The organism is Pseudomonas sp. FP597 (assembly GCF_030687435.1).
Classification (GTDB): Bacteria; Pseudomonadota; Gammaproteobacteria; order Pseudomonadales; family Pseudomonadaceae; genus Aquipseudomonas; species Aquipseudomonas lactucae.
In genome coordinates, this window is the sequence record NZ_CP117432.1 from 4,046,276 (window position 1) to 4,065,481 (window position 19,206).

General features: G+C 60.8%; 16 protein-coding genes. 13 read left to right on the top strand and 3 right to left on the bottom strand.

Annotation, left to right across the window (positions count from 1 at the left end):
- Positions 1-494 precede the first annotated feature (494 nt).
- The 13 genes from PSH66_RS18375 to nuoN all read left to right on the top strand — a co-directional run bounded on the left by PSH66_RS18375 (position 495) and on the right by nuoN (position 15,458).
- Positions 495-908, top strand: coding sequence for an NADH-quinone oxidoreductase subunit A (locus PSH66_RS18375; RefSeq protein WP_003219575.1), 414 nt, complete (start codon positions 495-497; stop codon positions 906-908).
- A gap of 10 nt (positions 909-918) precedes the next feature.
- Positions 919-1,593 (top strand): NADH-quinone oxidoreductase subunit B family protein, encoded by a 675-nt coding sequence (locus tag PSH66_RS18380; protein ID WP_003174719.1) that lies wholly within the window; start codon positions 919-921, stop codon positions 1,591-1,593.
- Between the two features lie 71 nt (positions 1,594-1,664).
- Positions 1,665-3,449: an NADH-quinone oxidoreductase subunit C/D gene (gene nuoC, locus PSH66_RS18385; protein ID WP_027606326.1), complete on the top strand. Its 1,785-nt coding sequence runs from the start codon at positions 1,665-1,667 to the stop codon at positions 3,447-3,449.
- A 2-nt stretch (positions 3,450-3,451) separates the two neighbouring features.
- Positions 3,452-3,949: an NADH-quinone oxidoreductase subunit NuoE gene (gene nuoE / locus PSH66_RS18390; RefSeq protein ID WP_003174721.1), complete on the top strand. Its 498-nt coding sequence runs from the start codon at positions 3,452-3,454 to the stop codon at positions 3,947-3,949.
- Positions 3,946-5,301 carry an NADH-quinone oxidoreductase subunit NuoF gene (gene nuoF / locus PSH66_RS18395; RefSeq protein ID WP_003174722.1) on the top strand — a complete coding sequence of 452 codons (1,356 nt, stop codon included), beginning with the start codon at positions 3,946-3,948 and terminating at the stop codon, positions 5,299-5,301. The genes nuoE and nuoF overlap by 4 nt, the downstream gene beginning before the upstream one ends.
- A gap of 136 nt (positions 5,302-5,437) precedes the next feature.
- Positions 5,438-8,152, top strand: coding sequence for an NADH-quinone oxidoreductase subunit NuoG (gene nuoG / locus PSH66_RS18400; RefSeq protein ID WP_305427404.1), 2,715 nt, complete (start codon positions 5,438-5,440; stop codon positions 8,150-8,152).
- Positions 8,149-9,156, top strand: coding sequence for an NADH-quinone oxidoreductase subunit NuoH (gene nuoH / locus PSH66_RS18405; RefSeq protein WP_003174724.1), 1,008 nt, complete (start codon positions 8,149-8,151; stop codon positions 9,154-9,156). The genes nuoG and nuoH overlap by 4 nt, the downstream gene beginning before the upstream one ends.
- 11 nt (positions 9,157-9,167) lie before the next feature.
- A complete protein-coding gene (gene nuoI / locus PSH66_RS18410) occupies positions 9,168-9,716 on the top strand; it encodes an NADH-quinone oxidoreductase subunit NuoI (RefSeq protein WP_003174725.1) in 549 nt (182 codons plus the stop codon).
- A 9-nt stretch (positions 9,717-9,725) separates the two neighbouring features.
- Positions 9,726-10,229 carry an NADH-quinone oxidoreductase subunit J gene (gene nuoJ / locus PSH66_RS18415; protein ID WP_003174726.1) on the top strand — a complete coding sequence of 168 codons (504 nt, stop codon included), beginning with the start codon at positions 9,726-9,728 and terminating at the stop codon, positions 10,227-10,229.
- Positions 10,230-10,231: 2 nt separating this feature from the next.
- Positions 10,232-10,540: an NADH-quinone oxidoreductase subunit NuoK gene (gene nuoK, locus PSH66_RS18420; RefSeq protein ID WP_003174727.1), complete on the top strand. Its 309-nt coding sequence runs from the start codon at positions 10,232-10,234 to the stop codon at positions 10,538-10,540.
- Entirely contained in the window at positions 10,537-12,390 is a 1,854-nt protein-coding gene (gene nuoL, locus PSH66_RS18425; RefSeq protein ID WP_141064413.1) for an NADH-quinone oxidoreductase subunit L, read from the top strand. The genes nuoK and nuoL overlap by 4 nt, the downstream gene beginning before the upstream one ends.
- Positions 12,391-12,454: 64 nt before the next feature.
- Positions 12,455-13,987, top strand: coding sequence for an NADH-quinone oxidoreductase subunit M (gene nuoM / locus PSH66_RS18430; protein WP_305427405.1), 1,533 nt, complete (start codon positions 12,455-12,457; stop codon positions 13,985-13,987).
- A 7-nt stretch (positions 13,988-13,994) separates the two neighbouring features.
- Positions 13,995-15,458 (top strand): NADH-quinone oxidoreductase subunit NuoN, encoded by a 1,464-nt coding sequence (gene nuoN / locus PSH66_RS18435; RefSeq protein ID WP_003174731.1) that lies wholly within the window; start codon positions 13,995-13,997, stop codon positions 15,456-15,458.
- Positions 15,459-15,603: 145 nt separating this feature from the next.
- Here the strand turns inward: nuoN and ltrA are convergent, their stop codons facing one another.
- From ltrA to PSH66_RS18450, 3 genes are all read right to left on the bottom strand, one after another.
- A complete protein-coding gene (ltrA, locus tag PSH66_RS18440; RefSeq protein ID WP_305427406.1) occupies positions 15,604-17,016 on the bottom strand; it encodes a group II intron reverse transcriptase/maturase in 1,413 nt (470 codons plus the stop codon).
- Positions 17,017-17,494: 478 nt separating this feature from the next.
- Positions 17,495-18,247, bottom strand: coding sequence for an outer membrane beta-barrel protein (locus tag PSH66_RS18445; protein WP_141064415.1), 753 nt, complete (start codon positions 18,245-18,247; stop codon positions 17,495-17,497).
- A 130-nt stretch (positions 18,248-18,377) separates the two neighbouring features.
- Positions 18,378-19,205 carry an arylamine N-acetyltransferase gene (locus PSH66_RS18450; protein WP_305427407.1) on the bottom strand — a complete coding sequence of 276 codons (828 nt, stop codon included), beginning with the start codon at positions 19,203-19,205 and terminating at the stop codon, positions 18,378-18,380.
- Between the last annotated feature and the right edge of the window lies 1 nt (position 19,206).

Here is a 19,206-nt window from a genome sequence, read left to right on the forward strand (position 1 = left end):
TCACGCCCCGACTGGTTCGGGGCGTTTTTTTGCCTGTACCTGTCTGCTTCAGCGAGCCCCCAATGTGATCTGCCTGAAAATTTTGCGCAAACCTTGATCCAGAGCGGTATTCACTGCAGACAAATCAGTTAAAAGATCCGCTCCGGCAACTAGCGACAATCAACCAAGTAACGGCAACTTCCCGCGCCACACGAGAAACATTCGCTTAAACCTCCGCGCAAACAATATTCATTATCATTTAGCGCTTAAAAGCTTCGTTACCGGTTAAACAAAACACATTTGATTAAATGCCCGCTAATGCCCACCATGCAAGGGTTGCAGCCCCATCGAGGTGCACTATGTCCTTATTCCAACGAATAATTTCGCTATCGCAATTTTACTTGCCCGGTGTTTAGCCATAAAATCAACGCGATTGACTGCGCTGCGACATATCGTCACTGCATCATTACTTTTTCGAGCTCAGAGACCTTTGCTCTCTGTTAAGGATTTCCAGCATGACCGAAGCGACAGGACTCATGGCCCACAACTGGGGCTTTGCCATTTTCCTCCTCGGTGTTGTCGGCCTCTGCGCCTTCATGCTTGGCGTCTCCAGCCTCCTCGGGTCAAAAGCCTGGGGCCGCAGCAAAAACGAACCGTTCGAATCCGGCATGCTACCTACAGGTGGCGCCCGCTTGCGGCTCTCAGCCAAATTCTATCTGGTCGCGATGCTGTTCGTGATCTTCGATATCGAAGCCCTTTTTCTCTTTGCCTGGTCTGTGTCCGTCCGCGAAAGCGGCTGGACCGGATTCGTCGAAGCCCTCGTTTTCATAGCAATTCTGTTGGCAGGCCTTGTCTACCTATTTCGAGTGGGCGCCCTTGACTGGGCTCCGGAAGCTCGTCGTAAGCGGCAAGCGAAGCTGAAACAATGAGGCTTTGGCGATGCAATACAATCTCACCAGGATCGACCCGGATGCTCCTAACGAGCAGTACCCCATCGGCGAACGGGAAACCGTTTCCGACCCGTTAGAAGATCAAGTCCACAAAAACATCTACATGGGCAAGCTGGAAGACGTGCTGAGTGGCGCGGTCAACTGGGGGCGTAAAAACTCCCTGTGGCCGTACAACTTCGGCCTTTCGTGCTGCTACGTGGAAATGACCACCGCCTTCACGGCGCCCCACGACATCGCGCGCTTTGGCGCCGAGGTTATCCGGGCATCGCCGCGCCAGGCGGATTTCATGGTTATCGCCGGTACCTGCTTCATCAAGATGGCGCCGATCATCCAGCGTCTCTATGAGCAAATGCTCGAACCTAAATGGGTTATCTCCATGGGTTCGTGCGCCAACTCCGGTGGCATGTACGACATCTACTCCGTCGTTCAAGGGGTGGACAAGTTCCTGCCCGTGGACGTCTACGTGCCTGGCTGCCCGCCCCGCCCTGAAGCATTCCTGCAAGGCTTGATGCTGCTGCAGGAATCGATTGGCAAGGAGCGTCGCCCACTGTCCTGGGTCGTCGGCGATCAAGGCGTTTACCGCGCCGAGATGCCGTCCCAAAAGGAACAGCGCCGCGAACAGCGAATCGCAGTCACCAACCTGCGCAGCCCCGACGAAGTCTGATCCAGCCCGCTTCTTTTATAGAACGAAAACCTGGCCTCATTCTTTACGTTGACCGAAAGCGATAAAAAACCATGACTACAGGCAGTGCTCTGTACATCCCGCCTTATAAGGCAGACGACCAGGATGTGGTTGTCGAACTCAATAACCGTTTTGGCCCTGACGCCTTCACCGCCCAGGCCACACGCACCGGCATGCCGGTGCTGTGGGTGGCGCGTGCCAGGCTCGTCGAAGTCCTGACCTTCCTGCGCAACCTGCCCAAGCCGTACGTCATGCTCTATGACCTGCATGGCGTGGACGAGCGTCTGCGCACCAAGCGCCAGGGCTTGCCGAGCGGCGCCGACTTCACCGTGTTCTACCACCTGATGTCGCTGGAACGTAACAGCGACGTGATGATCAAGGTCGCATTGAGCGAAAGCGACCTGAGCGTCCCGACCGTGACCGGTATCTGGCCGAACGCCAGCTGGTACGAGCGCGAAGTCTGGGACATGTTCGGGATCGACTTCCCGGGCCACCCGCACCTGACGCGTATCATGATGCCGCCGACCTGGGAAGGTCATCCGCTGCGCAAGGACTTCCCTGCCCGCGCCACCGAATTCGACCCGTTCAGCCTCAACCTGGCCAAGCAACAGCTGGAAGAGGAAGCCGCGCGCTTCCGTCCGGAAGACTGGGGCATGAAGCGCTCCGGCACCAACGAGGACTACATGTTCCTCAACCTGGGCCCGAACCACCCTTCGGCTCACGGCGCCTTCCGTATCATCCTGCAATTGGACGGCGAAGAAATCGTCGACTGCGTACCGGACATCGGCTACCACCACCGTGGTGCCGAGAAGATGGCCGAGCGTCAGTCCTGGCACAGCTTCATCCCGTACACCGACCGTATCGACTACCTCGGCGGCGTGATGAACAACCTGCCGTACGTGCTCTCGGTCGAGAAGCTGGCCGGCATTAAGGTGCCAGACCGCGTCGACACCATCCGCATCATGATGGCCGAGTTCTTCCGGATCACCAGCCACCTGCTGTTCCTGGGTACCTATATCCAGGACGTCGGCGCCATGACCCCGGTGTTCTTCACCTTCACCGATCGTCAGCGCGCCTACAAGGTCATCGAAGCCATCACCGGTTTCCGCCTGCACCCGGCCTGGTACCGTATCGGCGGCGTGGCGCACGACCTGCCGAACGGCTGGGAGCGCCTGGTCAAGGAATTCATCGACTGGATGCCCAAGCGTCTGGACGAGTACCAGAAAGCCGCCCTGGACAACAGCATCCTCAAAGGCCGCACCATCGGCGTCGCACAGTACAACACCAAAGAGGCCCTGGAATGGGGCGTCACCGGTGCAGGCCTGCGTTCCACCGGTTGCGACTTCGACCTGCGTAAAGCGCGCCCGTACTCCGGCTACGAGAACTTCGAATTCGAAGTACCGCTGGCGGCCAATGGCGATGCCTACGACCGCTGCATCGTGCGTGTCGAAGAAATGCGCCAGAGCCTGAAGATCATCGAGCAGTGCATGCGCAACATGCCGGCAGGTCCTTACAAAGCGGATCACCCGCTGACCACGCCGCCGCCCAAAGAGCGCACGCTGCAACACATCGAAACCCTGATCACGCACTTCCTGCAGGTTTCGTGGGGCCCGGTGATGCCGGCCAACGAATCCTTCCAGATGATCGAAGCGACCAAGGGTATCAACAGTTATTACCTGACGAGCGATGGCGGCACCATGAGCTACCGCACCCGGATCCGTACCCCAAGCTTTGCCCACTTGCAGCAGATCCCTTCGGTGATCAAAGGCGAGATGGTCGCGGACTTGATTGCGTACCTGGGTAGTATCGATTTCGTTATGGCCGACGTGGACCGCTAAGCATGAACAGCACGCTTATCCAGACAGACCGTTTCACCTTGAGTGAAACCGAGCGCTCGGCCATCGAGCACGAGCTGCATCACTACGAAGACCCGCGCGCGGCGTCGATCGAAGCCTTGAAGATCGTCCAGAAGGAACGTGGCTGGGTGCCCGACGGCGCCCTCTACGCCATCGGCGAGATCCTCGGCATCCCCGCCAGCGACGTTGAAGGCGTGGCGACGTTCTACAGCCAGATCTTCCGCCAGCCGGTCGGCCGCCACATCATTCGCGTATGCGACAGCATGGTCTGCTACATCGGCGGCCACGAATCCGTGGTCAGCGAGATCCAGAACAAGCTGGGCATCGGCCTCGGCCAGACCACCCCGGATGGCCGCTTCACGCTGCTGCCGGTGTGCTGCCTGGGCAACTGCGACAAGGCGCCGGCGTTGATGATCGACGACGACACATTCGGTGACGTGCAGCCTGCTGGCGTGACCCAATTGCTCGAGGGCTACCCATGACCCTGACTTCTTTCGGCCCGGCCAACCTGATCAAGCGTTCGCCTGAGACCCATCCGCTGACCTGGCGCCTGCGCGACGATGCCGAGCCGGTATGGCTCGACGAATACCAGGCCAAGAACGGTTACGCCGCCGCGCGCAAAGCCTTCGCCGACATGGCCCAGGACGATATCGTCCAGACCGTGAAAGACGCCGGCCTCAAGGGCCGCGGCGGTGCAGGCTTCCCCACGGGCGTGAAGTGGGGCCTGATGCCCAAGGACGAATCCATCAACATCCGTTACCTGCTGTGCAACGCGGATGAAATGGAGCCCAACACCTGGAAAGACCGCATGCTGATGGAGCAACTGCCCCATCTGCTGATCGAAGGCATGCTGATCAGTGCTCGCGCGCTGAAAACCTACCGTGGCTATATCTTCCTGCGCGGCGAATACACCACCGCCGCCAAGCACCTCAACCGTGCCGTGGAAGAAGCCAAGGCTGCCGGCCTGCTGGGCAAGAACATCCTCGGTTCCGGTTTCGACTTCGAACTGTTCGTGCACACCGGCGCCGGGCGTTATATCTGCGGCGAAGAAACCGCACTGATCAACTCCCTCGAAGGCCGCCGCGCCAACCCGCGCTCCAAGCCGCCCTTCCCCGCCGCCGTCGGCGTGTGGGGCAAGCCGACCTGCGTGAACAACGTCGAGACCCTGTGCAACGTGCCGGCGATCATCGCCGACGGCGTGGACTGGTACAAATCGTTGGCCCGCGAAGGCAGCGAAGACATGGGCACCAAGCTCATGGGCTTCTCCGGCAAGGTCAAGAACCCAGGCCTGTGGGAGCTGCCGTTCGGCGTGACCGCACGCGAGCTGTTCGAGGACTACGCCGGCGGCATGCGCGACGGCTACACCCTGAAAGCCTGGCAGCCAGGCGGCGCCGGTACCGGTTTCCTGTTGCCCGAGCACCTGGACGCACAAATGTATGCAGGCGGCATCGGCAAGGTGGGCACCCGGATGGGTACCGGCCTGGCGATGGCGGTCGACAACACGGTGAACATGGTCTCGCTGCTGCGCAACATGGAGCAGTTCTTTGCCCGTGAATCCTGCGGCTTCTGCACCCCATGCCGCGATGGCCTGCCATGGAGCGTCAAGCTGCTGATGGCCCTGGAAAACGGCGAAGGCCGCGAGGGTGATATCGAAACCCTGCTCGGTTTGGTCGGTTTTCTCGGCCCAGGCAAGACGTTCTGTGCTCACGCACCGGGCGCTGTGGAGCCGTTGGGCAGCGCAATCAAATACTTCCGCTCGGAGTTCGAAGCCGGCATCGCGCCAACCAGCGCCGCCGTCCCGCCTCTGGCGAGGCCGATCGTAGTCGGCGCGTAACGCTTAGACAGGCGAAGGGCCCGTGCTCTTCGCCTTGCTCATGTGCTGACGCCGTAAAGGCTGTGTAGATGCACATGAATAACAAGATTCCATTAGCCACGCCCGCTGACAACGGGCCAACGAAGAACTTTGAACCATGGCCACTATCCACGTAGACGGCAAAGCGCTCGAAGTCGATGGGGCGGACAACCTGTTACAGGCGTGTCTGTCACTCGGCCTCGACATCCCGTATTTCTGCTGGCACCCCGCGCTCGGTAGCGTCGGTGCCTGTCGCCAGTGTGCGGTCAAGCAATACACCGACGAAAACGACACCCGTGGTCGTATCGTCATGTCCTGCATGACCCCAGCCACCGACAACACCTGGATCTCCATCGACGATGAAGAATCCAAGGCGTTCCGCGCCAGCGTTGTCGAATGGTTGATGACCAACCACCCCCACGACTGCCCGGTCTGTGAGGAAGGCGGCCACTGCCACCTGCAAGACATGACGGTGATGACCGGCCACAACGAGCGCCGCTATCGCTTCACCAAACGTACTCACCAGAACCAGGACCTCGGCCCGTTCATTTCCCACGAGATGAACCGCTGCATCGCCTGCTACCGCTGTGTGCGTTTCTATAAAGACTACGCCGGCGGTACCGACCTGGGCGTATTCGGCGCCCACGACAACGTGTACTTCGGTCGCGTCGAAGACGGCGTGCTCGAGAGCGAGTTCTCCGGCAACCTCACCGAGGTCTGCCCGACCGGTGTGTTCACCGACAAGACCCACTCCGAGCGCTACAACCGTAAGTGGGACATGCAATTCGCCCCGAGCATCTGCCATGGCTGCTCCAGCGGTTGCAACATCTCGCCGGGCGAGCGCTACGGTGAACTGCGTCGTATCGAAAACCGCTTCAACGGTTCGGTCAACCAGTACTTCCTGTGCGACCGTGGCCGTTTCGGCTATGGCTACGTCAACCGCGAAGACCGTCCACGCCAGCCATTGCTGGCCGATGGCGCCAAGCTGAGCCTGGACGAGGCACTGGATAAAGCCGCCGACCTGCTGCGCGGCCGCAACATCGTGGGGATCGGTTCGCCGCGCGCCAGCCTCGAAAGCAACTACGCGTTGCGCGAACTGGTGGGTGCCGAGCACTTCTACAGCGGCATCGAAGCCGGTGAGCTGGAACGCATCCGCCTGGTCCTGCAAGTGCTGAACGACAGCCCGTTGCCCGTGCCGAACATGCGCGACATCGAAGACCACGATGCCATCTTCGTGCTCGGTGAAGACCTGACCCAGACCGCCGCGCGTATTGCGCTGTCCCTGCGTCAGTCGGTCAAAGGCAAGGCCGAAGAAATGGCCGACGCCATGCGCGTACAGCCTTGGCTCGACGCCGCCGTGAAGAACATCGGCCAGCACGCGCTGAACCCGCTGTTTATCGCAAGCCTGGCTGAAACCAAGCTCGACGACATCGCCGAAGAGTGCGTGCACGCCGCCCCGGACGACCTGGCGCGCATCGGTTTCGCCGTGGCCCACGCCCTCGACGCCAGCGCGCCTGCCGTCGAAGGCCTGGACACTGAAGCCGTCGAACTGGCCCAACGCATTGCCGACGCCCTGCTGGCGGCCAAACGCCCGCTGATCATCGCCGGCACCTCCCTGGGTTCAAAAGCACTGATCGAAGCCGCCGCCAACATCGCCAAGGCCTTGAAGCTGCGCGACAAGAACGGCTCCATCAGCCTGGTGGTGCCGGAAGCCAACAGCCTTGGCCTGGCCATGCTCGGTGGCGAGTCCGTGGACGCTGCGCTGCAAGCAGTGACCGACGGCCGTGCCGACGCCATCGTGGTGCTGGAAAACGACCTGTACACCCGCACCGCTGCGGCCAAGGTCGACGCTGCACTCAACGCCGCCAAGGTGCTGATCGTGGCCGACCACCAGAAGACCGCCACCAGCGACCGTGCCCATCTGGTCCTGCCAGCCGCCACCTTCGCCGAAGGCGACGGCACGCTGGTCAGCCAGGAAGGCCGCGCCCAGCGCTTCTTCCAGGTGTTCGATCCGAAGTACATGGACGCCAGCATCCTGGTTCACGAAGGCTGGCGCTGGCTGCATGCCCTGCGCGCCACCCTGCTGAACCAGCCGATCGACTGGACCCAGCTCGACCACGTGACCGCTGCCGTGGCCTCCAGTGCCCCGCAGCTGGCGCGTATCGTCGATGCCGCGCCGTCCGCGTCGTTCCGCATCAAGGGCCTGAAGCTGGCGCGTGAGCCGCTGCGTTACTCCGGTCGGACCGCCATGCGCGCCGACATCAGCGTGCACGAACCGCGTACCCCGCAAGACAACGACACCGCGTTCGCCTTCTCCATGGAAGGTTACTCGGGTTCGGCCGAACCGCGTCAGCAGGTGCCGTTCGCCTGGTCGCCGGGCTGGAACTCGCCGCAGGCCTGGAACAAGTTCCAGGACGAAGTCGGTGGGCATATCCGCGCAGGCGACCCAGGCACCCGCCTGATCGAAACCAGCGGTGACTCGCTGAACTGGTTCTGCGCCGTACCGCGCCCGTTCAACCCGGCACCGGGCACCTGGCAGGTCGTGCCGTTCTTCCACCTGTTCGGCAGCGAAGAAACCTCTTCCAAGGCCGCGCCGGTTCAACAGCGCATTCCCGCCGCTTACGTGTCCTTGGCCAAGTCCGAAGCCGATCGCCTGGGCGTCAACGACGGTGCCCTGCTCAGCCTCAACGTAGCCGGCCAGACCCTGCGTCTGCCGCTGCGCATCAACGATGAGTTGGGCGCCGGCCTGGTTGCATTGCCAAAAGGCATCGCCGGCATCCCGCCTGCGATTGCAGGCCTTACCGTTGACGGTCTGCAGGAGGCAGCGCAATGACTTGGTTCACGCCGGAAGTAATTGACGTGATCATCTCGGTGGTCAAGGCCATCGTTATCCTGTTGGCCGTGGTCGTGGCGGGCGCCCTGCTCAGCTTCGTCGAACGTCGCCTGCTGGGCTGGTGGCAGGACCGTTACGGTCCGAACCGCGTTGGCCCATTCGGCATGTTCCAGATCGCCGCCGACATGCTGAAAATGTTCTTCAAGGAAGACTGGACCCCGCCGTTTGCCGACAAGGTGATCTTCACCCTGGCACCGGTCGTGGCCATGAGCGCCTTGCTGATCGCTTTCGCGATCATCCCGATCACCCCGACCTGGGGCGTGGCGGACCTGAACATCGGCCTGCTGTTCTTCTTCGCCATGGCCGGCCTGTCGGTCTATGCGGTGCTGTTCGCCGGTTGGTCGAGCAACAACAAGTTCGCCCTGCTGGGCAGCTTGCGTGCCTCGGCGCAAACCGTATCCTATGAAGTGTTCATGGGGTTGGCGCTGATGGGCATCGTGGTGCAGGTTGGTTCATTCAACATGCGCGATATCGTCGAGTACCAGGCACAGAACCTGTGGTTCATCATTCCGCAGTTCTTTGGCTTTTGTACGTTCTTCATCGCTGGCGTGGCCGTGACTCACCGTCACCCGTTCGACCAGCCGGAAGCGGAACAGGAACTGGCCGACGGTTACCACATTGAATATGCCGGCATGAAATGGGGCATGTTCTTCGTCGGTGAGTACATCGGCATCATCTTGATCTCGGCCCTGCTGGTGACGCTGTTCTTCGGCGGCTGGCACGGTCCGTTCGGCATCCTGCCGCAGTTGGCCTTCTTCTGGTTCTTCCTGAAGACCGCGTTCTTCATCATGCTGTTCATCCTGCTGCGCGCCTCGATTCCGCGCCCACGCTATGACCAGGTGATGGATTTCAGCTGGAGATTCTGCCTGCCGCTGACCCTGATCAATTTGCTGGTGACGGCTGCCGTCGTGTTGTTGAACACGCCAGCTGCCGCGGTTCAGTGAGGATTTGACCCATGTTCAAATATATTGGCGACATCGTTAAGGGTACCGGTACCCAGTTGCGAAGCCTGGTGATGGTTTTCGGCCATGGCTTTCGCAAACGCGACACCCTGCAATACCCGGAAGAAGCGGTGTACCTGCCGCCGCGCTATCGCGGCCGCATCGTACTCACCCGCGACCCCGATGGCGAAGAGCGTTGCGTAGCCTGCAACCTGTGCGCCGTGGCGTGCCCGGTGGGTTGTATTTCCCTGCAGAAAGCTGAAACCGAAGACGGTCGCTGGTACCCGGACTTCTTCCGCATCAACTTCTCGCGCTGCATTTTCTGCGGCCTTTGCGAGGAAGCTTGCCCGACCACCGCGATCCAGCTCACGCCGGATTTCGAGATGGCCGAGTTCAAACGTCAGGACCTGGTGTACGAGAAAGAAGATCTGCTGATCTCCGGTCCCGGTAAAAACCCTGATTACAACTTCTATCGTGTTGCAGGTATGGCCGTTGCCGGTAAGCCCAAAGGCGCCGCACAAAACGAAGCCGAGCCGATCAACGTGAAGAGCTTGCTGCCTTAAGGAAGAAAGATGGAATTCGCTTTCTATTTCGCATCGGGTATCGCGGTTGTGTCCACGCTTCGCGTGATCACCAACACCAACCCCGTGCACGCCCTGCTCTACCTGATCATTTCGCTGATCGCCGTGGCCATGACCTTCTTCAGCCTCGGCGCACCGTTCGCCGGCGTGCTGGAAGTGATCGCCTACGCCGGCGCCATCATGGTGCTGTTCGTGTTTGTGGTGATGATGCTTAACCTGGGGCCGGCTTCGGTCGCCCAGGAACGCGTCTGGCTCAAGCCCGGCATCTGGCTCGGCCCGGTTGTCCTCGCCGCCCTGCTGCTGGGTGAACTGCTGTATGTGCTGTTCGCTCACCAGAGCGGCCAGGCCATCGGCCACACCACCGTAGACGCGAAAGCCGTGGGCATCAGCCTGTTCGGCCCGTACCTGCTGGTGGTCGAACTGGCTTCGATGCTGCTGCTCGCCGCAGCCATCACTGCCTTCCACTTGGGCCGCAACGAAGCCAAGGAGCAATGACGATGCCTGCTATCCCTTTGGAGCATGGTCTGGCGGTCGCCGGCATCCTGTTCTGCCTTGGCCTGGTCGGCCTGATGGTTCGCCGTAACATTCTGTTCGTGTTGATGAGCCTGGAAATCATGATGAACGCCGCGGCACTGGCATTCATCGTGGCGGGCGCACGTTGGGGCCAGCCGGATGGACAAGTCATGTTCATCCTGGTCATCAGCCTGGCAGCCGCCGAAGCCAGTATTGGCCTGGCGATCCTGCTGCAGCTGTACCGTCGCTTCCACACGCTTGATATCGACGCTGCCAGTGAGATGCGCGGATGAACATGATCTTTCTGACTTTCGTATTTCCCCTGATCGGTTTCCTGCTGCTGTCGTTCTCCCGTGGACGCTGGTCGGAAAACCTGTCTGCCCTGGTCGGCGTGGGCTCGATCGGCCTGTCGGCCATCGTGGCCGCCTACGTCATCTGGCAATTCAACGTGGCGCCGCCGGAAGGCGGTCACTACACCCTGGTGCTGTGGCAGTGGATGTCGGTGGAAGGCTTCAAGCCCAACTTCGCCCTCTACGTCGACGGCCTGTCGATCACCATGCTTGGCGTGGTGGTGGGTGTAGGCTTTCTGATCCACCTGTTCGCGTCCTGGTACATGCGCGGTGAAGCGGGCTACTCGCGCTTCTTCTCGTACACCAACCTGTTTATCGCCAGCATGCTGTTCCTGGTGCTGGGCGATAACCTGTTGTTCCTGTACTTCGGTTGGGAAGGCGTGGGCCTGTGCTCGTACCTGTTGATCGGTTTCTACTACAGCAACCGCAACAACGGTAACGCGGCACTCAAGGCGTTTATCGTCACGCGCATCGGCGACGTGTTCATGGCCATCGGCCTGTTCATCCTGTTCCAACAGGTGGGCACGCTGAACATCCAGGAACTGCTGGTGCTGGCACCGCAGAAATTCCAGGTCGGCGACTTCTGGATCACCCTCGCCACCCTGATGCTGCTGGGCGGCGCCGTGGGTAAATCCGCGCAACTGCCGCTGCAAACCTGGCTGGCGGATGCGATGGCCGGCCCTACGCCGGTGTCGGCACTGATTCACGCCGCAACGATGGTCACCGCCGGTGTCTACCTGATCGCCCGTACCCACGGCCTGTTCACCCTGGCGCCGGACATCCTGCATCTTGTAGGTATCGTTGGCGGCGTGACCTTGGTACTGGCCGGCTTCGCTGCCCTGGTACAGACCGACATCAAGCGTATCCTCGCCTACTCGACCATGAGCCAGATCGGCTACATGTTCCTGGCCCTGGGCGTTGGCGCCTGGGACGCGGCGATCTTCCACCTGATGACCCACGCCTTCTTCAAGGCTTTGCTGTTCCTCGCTTCCGGTGCGGTGATCGTCGCCTGCCACCACGAGCAGAACATCTTCAAGATGGGCGGCCTGTGGAAGAAACTGCCACTGGCCTACGCCAGCTTCATCGTCGGTGGTGCCGCCCTGGCCGCCCTGCCGCTGGTGACCGCCGGTTTCTACTCCAAGGACGAAATCCTCTGGGAAGCCTTTGCCAGCGGTAACCAGAACCTGTTGTACGCAGGCCTGGTGGGTGCGTTCATGACCTCGCTGTACACCTTCCGCCTGATCTTCATCACCTTCCACGGTGAAGCCAAGACCGAAGCGCACGCAGGCCACGGCATCTCCCACTGGTTGCCCTTGTCGGTGCTGATCATCCTGTCGACCTTCGTCGGCGCGATGATCACCCCGCCTCTGCACGGTGTGTTGCCACAAAGCGTCGGCCATGCCGGCGGCGAAGCCCAGCACAGCCTGGAAATCGCCTCGGGCGCCATTGCCATCGCTGGTATCCTGCTGGCGGCCCTGCTGTTCCTCGGCAAGCGTCGCTTCGTGACCGCCGTGGCCAACAGTGGCATTGGCCGTTTCCTGTCGGCCTGGTGGTTCGCCGCCTGGGGCTTCGATTGGATCTACGACAAACTGTTCGTCAAGCCTTACCTCGCCATCAGCCATGTACTGCGCAAAGACCCGCTCGACCAGACCATCGGCCTGATCCCGCGTGCCGCCAAGGCCGGTCATACCGCCCTGAGCCGCAGCGAGACCGGCCAACTGCGTTGGTATGCAGCGTCCATGGCGGTCGGTGCCGTGCTGGTGATCGGCGCCATCGTTGTCGTGGCGGTCTGACTATGTCCATGCACATTGCGTACATTGCGAACTTTGCAAACCTGCGAAAGGAAACGAGCCTGTCATGATTCTGCCCTGGCTAATCCTGATCCCCTTTATCGGCGGCCTGCTCTGCTGGATGGGTGAACGCTTCGGCGCCACCCTCCCCCGCTGGATTGCGTTGCTGACCATGTCCCTGGAACTCGCGCTCGGCCTCTGGCTGTGGGCCCATGGTGACTATTCATTCGCTCCGGCACCGGGCGTCGATCCGACCTTCGCGCTTGAATTCAAGCACGTGTGGATCCAGCGTTTCGGCATCAACGTGCACCTGGCCCTCGACGGCCTCTCGCTGTTGATGATCCTGCTGACCGGCCTGCTGGGTATCCTCTCGGTACTCTGCTCCTGGAAAGAGATTCAGCGTCACGTGGGCTTCTTCCACCTGAACCTGATGTGGATCCTGGGCGGCGTTGTCGGCGTGTTCCTCGCCCTCGACCTGTTCATGTTCTTCTTCTTCTGGGAAATGATGCTGGTGCCGATGTACTTCCTCATCGCGCTCTGGGGTCACAGTTCTTCGGACGGCAAGAAAACCCGGATCTACGCGGCGACCAAGTTCTTCATCTTCACCCAGGCTTCCGGCCTGATCATGTTGGTGGCGATCCTGGGTCTGGTACTGGTCAACTTCAACAGCACAGGCGTGATTACGTTCAACTACGCCGACCTGTTGAAAACCAAGATGTCCCTGACCACCGAGTACATCCTCATGCTGGGCTTCTTCATCGCCTTCGCGGTGAAGCTGCCGGTGGTGCCGTTCCACTCCTGGCTGCCGGATGCTCACGCCCAGGCGCCGACCGCCGGTTCCGTCGACCTCGCCGGTATCCTGTTGAAGACGGCGGCCTATGGCCTGCTGCGTTTCGCCCTGCCGCTGTTCCCGAATGCCTCGGCCGAATTCGCGCCGATCGCCATGACCCTGGGTCTGATCGGGATCTTCTACGGTGCGTTCCTGGCCTTCGCCCAAACCGACATCAAGCGTCTGATTGCCTTCTCGTCCGTTTCCCACATGGGCTTCGTACTGATCGGCATCTACTCCGGTAGCCAGTTGGCGTTGCAAGGTGCGGTGATCCAGATGTTGGCCCACGGCGTCTCGGCCGCCGCACTCTTTATCCTGAGTGGTCAGCTGTACGAGCGCCTGCACACCCGTGACATGCGTGAAATGGGTGGTGTGTGGTCGCGTATCGCGTACCTGCCGGCGATCAGCCTGTTCTTCGCCGCTGCATCCCTGGGCTTGCCGGGTACCGGCAACTTCATCGGCGAGTTCCTGATCCTGATGGGTACCTTCGTGCAGACGCCGTGGATCAGCGCCATCGCCACATCCGGCCTGGTATTCGGTTCGGTCTACTCGCTGATCATGATCCACCGCGCCTACTTCGGCCCGGCCAAGTCCGACACCGTCCTGAAAGGGATGGATGCGCGCGAACTGATCATGGTGCTCGGCCTGGCGGTACTGCTGATCTACATCGGCGTCTACCCGCAGCCGTTCCTGGACACTTCTGCCGCAACGATGCATGGCGTGCAGCAGTGGTTCGGCACCGCCTTCTCTCAACTCGCTTCGGCCCGGTAAGAGCGCTATGGAATTCACGATCCAACACTTTATCGCGCTTGCGCCGCTGCTGATCACCAGCCTCACCATCGTGGTGGTGATGCTGGCGATCGCCTGGCGCCGCAATCACTCGCAAACGTTCCTGCTGTCCTGTGCCGGTTTGAACCTGGCCCTGCTGTCGATCATCCCGGCCCTCAAGGTCGCGCCACTGGCGGTGACCCCGCTGATGATGGTCGATGACTTCGCGCTGCTGTACATCGCGCTGATCCTGGTCGCGACCCTGGCCTGCGTCACCCTCGCCCATGCTTACCTCGGCGAAGGCGGCACCGGCTACCCGGGCAACCGCGAAGAGCTGTACCTGCTGATCCTGCTGGCTGCGGCCGGCGGTATCGTGCTGGTCAGCGCGCAGCACCTGGCCGGCTTGTTCATCGGTTTGGAACTGCTGTCGATCCCGACCTACGGCCTAGTGGCCTATGCCTTCTTCAACAAGCGCTCGCTGGAAGCCGGCATCAAGTACATGGTGCTGTCGGCCGCCGGTTCCGCGTTCCTGTTGTTCGGTATGGCCCTGCTCTATGCTGAAGCCGGCAGCCTGAGCTTCACCGGTATCGGCCATGCCCTGGCCGCTACCAACAGCCCTGCGCCGATCGCCCAACTGGGCCTGGCGATGATGCTGATCGGCCTGGCGTTCAAGCTGTCGCTGGTGCCGTTCCACCTGTGGACCCCGGACGTGTACGAAGGCGCCCCGGCGCCGGTGGCCGCGTTCCTGGCCACGGCGTCCAAGGTTGCGGTGTTTGCGGTGATGGTTCGTCTGTTCCAGATCTCCCCCGCCGCCAACACCGGCGTGCTGAGCAACGTGCTGACCGTGATCGCCATCGCGTCGATCCTGTTCGGTAACCTGCTGGCCCTGACCCAGAACAACCTCAAGCGTCTGCTGGGTTATTCGTCCATCGCCCACTTTGGCTACCTGCTGATCGCCCTGGTGGCGAGCAAAGGCCTGGCCGTGGAAGCCATCGGCGTGTACCTGGTGACCTACGTGATCACCAGCCTCGGCGCGTTTGGTGTGATCACCTTGATGTCCTCGCCTTACAAAGGCCGTGACGCCGACGCCCTGTACGAATACCGTGGCCTGTTCTGGCGCCGTCCGTACCTGACCGCCGTGCTGACCGTGATGATGCTGTCCCTGGCCGGTATCCCGCTGACGGCCGGCTTTATCGGCAAGTTCTACATCGTCGCCACCGGTGTCGAAGCCCACGAATGGTGGCTGGTTGCATCGCTGGTACTGGGCAGCGCCATCGGCGTGTTCTACTACCTGCGCGTGATGGTCACCCTGTACCTGATCGAGCCGAACCTGCGCCGCGTGGATGCCGAGCTGCACTGGGAACAGAAAGCCGGTGGCGTAATGCTGCTGGCCATCGCCCTGCTCGCGTTCTTCCTGGGTGTGTACCCACAGCCGTTGCTCACTCTGGTGCAGCACGCGGTATTGGGTGTTTGAATAGCTGATGCAGTAAACAAAACGGCGCCTTCGGGCGCCGTTTTTGCATTCTGAGGAACACTCTTTCAGATCGAGTAGGAGGCGGATTTACATCCGCCGTCCTCTCACACCACCGTACGTACGGTTCCGTATACGGCGGTTCAGGTCATGCGGATAAGCCGTTGATCGTATCGAGTATCGAGACCAGTCCGAGCTGGTTCCACAGTTTCTTCGGCAGCGCCTGATTCATATGTGACGCTCCCGAGTTCCACCAAGGACCTCTGCCATTGAACGCTGATGTGCAAGCACGTCCTTCATGGATCCCCAGGCGCATCAGGTTGCGCGCCCTCGTAGAGGGCCGCTTCCATTGACGCCAGACGACACATCGAAGCTTACGTCTTACCCAACCGTCCAATTCTTCGAGTGGTTTCCTGCTCTGGCTGAGCTTGAAGTAACCCGCCCAACCACGCAGCACCGGGTTGATCCGCTCAATGACGTTAGCCATCTTGTGGCCCCGGGCTTTACGCAGCAGTGCTCTGAGCCGATCGCGTAGGCGATCCAGGCTCATCGTCGCCACTCTTAGTCTCGGCTGTTGGTGCCAGCTCATCCCATAACCCAAGTAGTCACAGGCCCAGGGCCGTGCCACACGGCTCTTTTCCTGATTCAACGTCAATTTCAGGTGTTGATTCAGGAAGCGTTCAACCCCGGCCAGCACACGCTCGCCTGCGCGACGACTACGCACATAAATGTTCGCGTCGTCGGCATAGCGTACAAAGCGGTGGCCCCGTCGTTCCAGTTCACGGTCGAGTTCGTTGAGCAGGATATTCGACAACAACGGCGAGAGCGGACCGCCTTGCGGCGTCCCCTCCTGCCGTCGGCTGGCGATCCCACCCGACATGACTCCAGCCTCGAGGTAGCGACGGATCAGCCTGAGCACTCGCTTGTCTTCGACTTGACGTTCGATGCAGGCCATCAATACATCGTGGTTGACTCGATCAAAGAACTTCTCAAGATCAAGCTCCACGCCAGCGGTTCCCGCCGCCACATGGGCGCGAGCTGTTTCGATAGCTTGGTGAGCGCTTCTGCCCGGACGAAAGCCGTAGCTGTAATCCGAGAACAGAGGGTCGAAGATCGGTGTGAGCTGTTGCAGCAAAGCCTGCTGGATCAGGCGGTCCACTACACTGGGAATGCCCAGCTGTCGCGTTCCTCCCTTGGGCTTGGGGATTTCAACGGCGCGTACACCTTGCGGGTGATACTCACCGGCCAGCAACCGAGCCTTGAGGATCGGCCAATACTGATTCGTGTAGTCCGCCAATTGCTCGACCGTCATGCCATCGGCACCCGGCGCGCCCTTGTTGCTGACCACACGGTGATACGCACGCTTGAGGTTGACGGGTGCGAGCACCCGCGCCATCAGCGTGTCCGGCTCCGCTTTCGTCCGCGCCACAGACGCCGCCGATACCTCTGCGCTGTCAGCCGTCATCCTCGGATACTGTCCGGAACTCGGAGTAACAGTTTTCTCTGGGAGAAATTTCTGCATTTCGGTATTCAACGAGACTCTGACGCCTACCGGCGGCATAACCTGTTCAGCCCTTGATGACGTGGTTATTCGTCACTTACTACGGCCTCGGCTGACTTCTGCAGGTTCATCCCGTCGCCTCTCGACGCCCGGTAGCACAGTGGCAAACCTACAGATCTCCCAGGGTAATTCGCGCGACCTTCCTGCTTATGCCTGTCGGATCTACGTCGTAGCGTTCCGTGCAAGTATTGGGCTTTAACGATTTGCGCCGTCTTACCCCGCTACGCCGCCTCTATCCGCTTCCTGTTCGTCAGGCCAGCATTTTGCCTCGGGCTTCCTTCAGATTCGCAGTCACCCGCGACACCCTTGCCTCTGGCTAACACTTCCCCTTGCCGGGTGTGTAGAGGACTTTCACCTCCAAGTCACCAGCGTGGCCACCACAGCCAAGCTGGTTGCGCTTACGCGCAACGCGCCATGCCTGGCGCACGCAAAAAAAACGCCCCGAATCACGTCGGGGCGTTTTTTTCAGCGCGCTACCTTAGAACGCAATACCTACCTTGACCCCATATTCATCACGCTTGAGGCGGGTGTTATCGGCCACTTCCGAGTCGGCATCCAGCTTGTACTCGGTGCGCGTGTAATACAGGCCCGCCATCACCGGCAGATCGCCCTTCTGGTTCATCAACAGGCTGACTTCGGCATACGGGTTGGTGCGATCCTTGAGGTCCACGGTGTCGCTGCCCAAGCCATCGACCTTGATTCTGGTGCGGCCATCGAGGGTACGGCGGGCACCGGCTTCGACGCGCAGGGTCATGTCGTCGAACTGGTGGTTGTATCCCAGGGCAGCCTTGGCGAATGGCGATTTGTTGGTGAGCTCCAGGTCGTTGTCATTGGAGTCCAGCTCGTAACGGGTCCAGCTGTAACCGCCGCCCACGATCACGTCGACAAAGTTGCGTGCATCCAGCGCGGCACGCCAGCCGAGGTCGAGGTCGGCCTGGCCTTCCTTGAGTTTATTGTCGTTCTTCTTGCCGTACTTGGCTTCGATACCGGCCTGGTAGATGAAGCCTGATTCGGCGGTGAGCTTGTTGCCGAAGTTATAGAACAGGCCCGCCTGCGGCATATGATCCTTATCGCTTTCGCTACCGCCTTCAAGTTTGAAGTCGTTGTAGCTGCCCAGGAGCCCGAAGGTGGAAATCGGGTCGGTGGACGGTGCAGCGAACACCACCGCCGGCGCGGCGACCAGCGCCAGCAATGAGGAACGCTTGAGGAATTTTCCGAATACTTTGGACATCGTTTACATCTCCTTGTCAGGTGGCAAATTATTCAGGAACCGGTTCGAGCGCGGGTTTGCGCCAAAGGTTCGAAAAAATTTGTACCTGTGTTGAGATAAAACGGTTCAGCCAGGGCTCTAGACCAAGCGTCTACGCCTCAACCGCGACTAAGGCCTCCAACGTGGCGTCGAGCGTTGGATGAAGGGGTGGGCGAATACCAAAGACCGCGCCAAGCACCTCAAGCAGTTCATCGGCACTCTTCAACACACGCTTCTCGCTCGGCCGGTCGAGGTAATGAATCGCGTAATTGGCATTGTTCAGGGTATGGCGCACCCCCGGTGCCAATCGCGCGGCTTTCAACTGGCCGAGGAACGGCGAGCCCGGATGTGTCGAGACGTACCAGTTGCCGATTTCGTAGTCGACATCGGCCTGCTCTTGCAGGTCGAACACATACAAGCCACGCCACTCTTCGGTGACCCGAGCCCACAGCGTATAACTGCCCTGCCCGTCGCCGGTCACACGATACGGTTCATGGGCGGTGGGCTGGGCCGCCTGCGTGTCCAGCCGCAGCGGACTACTGGGCACCATGCCGCCAAAGCCCACATCGGTGATGTAGCGCACACCGTCCACGGTCACCAGGCTCAGGCGATGGGTGCGAGCCGTGTGGGCATCCGCCGGCCCTCCCATCACCACACGCCCGGTGATTCCGCGCGCTTCGAAACCCAGCGCCTGCAACAGCGCCAGGAACATCTGGTTCAACTCATAACAATAGCCTCCGCGCCCGTCGAACAAGACCTTTTGCTCGACGCTGGGCAGGTCGATCGGCACCGGCAGGCGCAGCAGCGTCGACAGGTTTTCGAAGGGGAACGTGCACACGTGGCGCAGTTGCAGCGCCTGCAGGGTTTGCAGCGTAGGCGCTGGCGCGCAAGCGTAACCCAGGCGTTGCAGATAGAGATGGCTATGGGTCAACCGGGACATG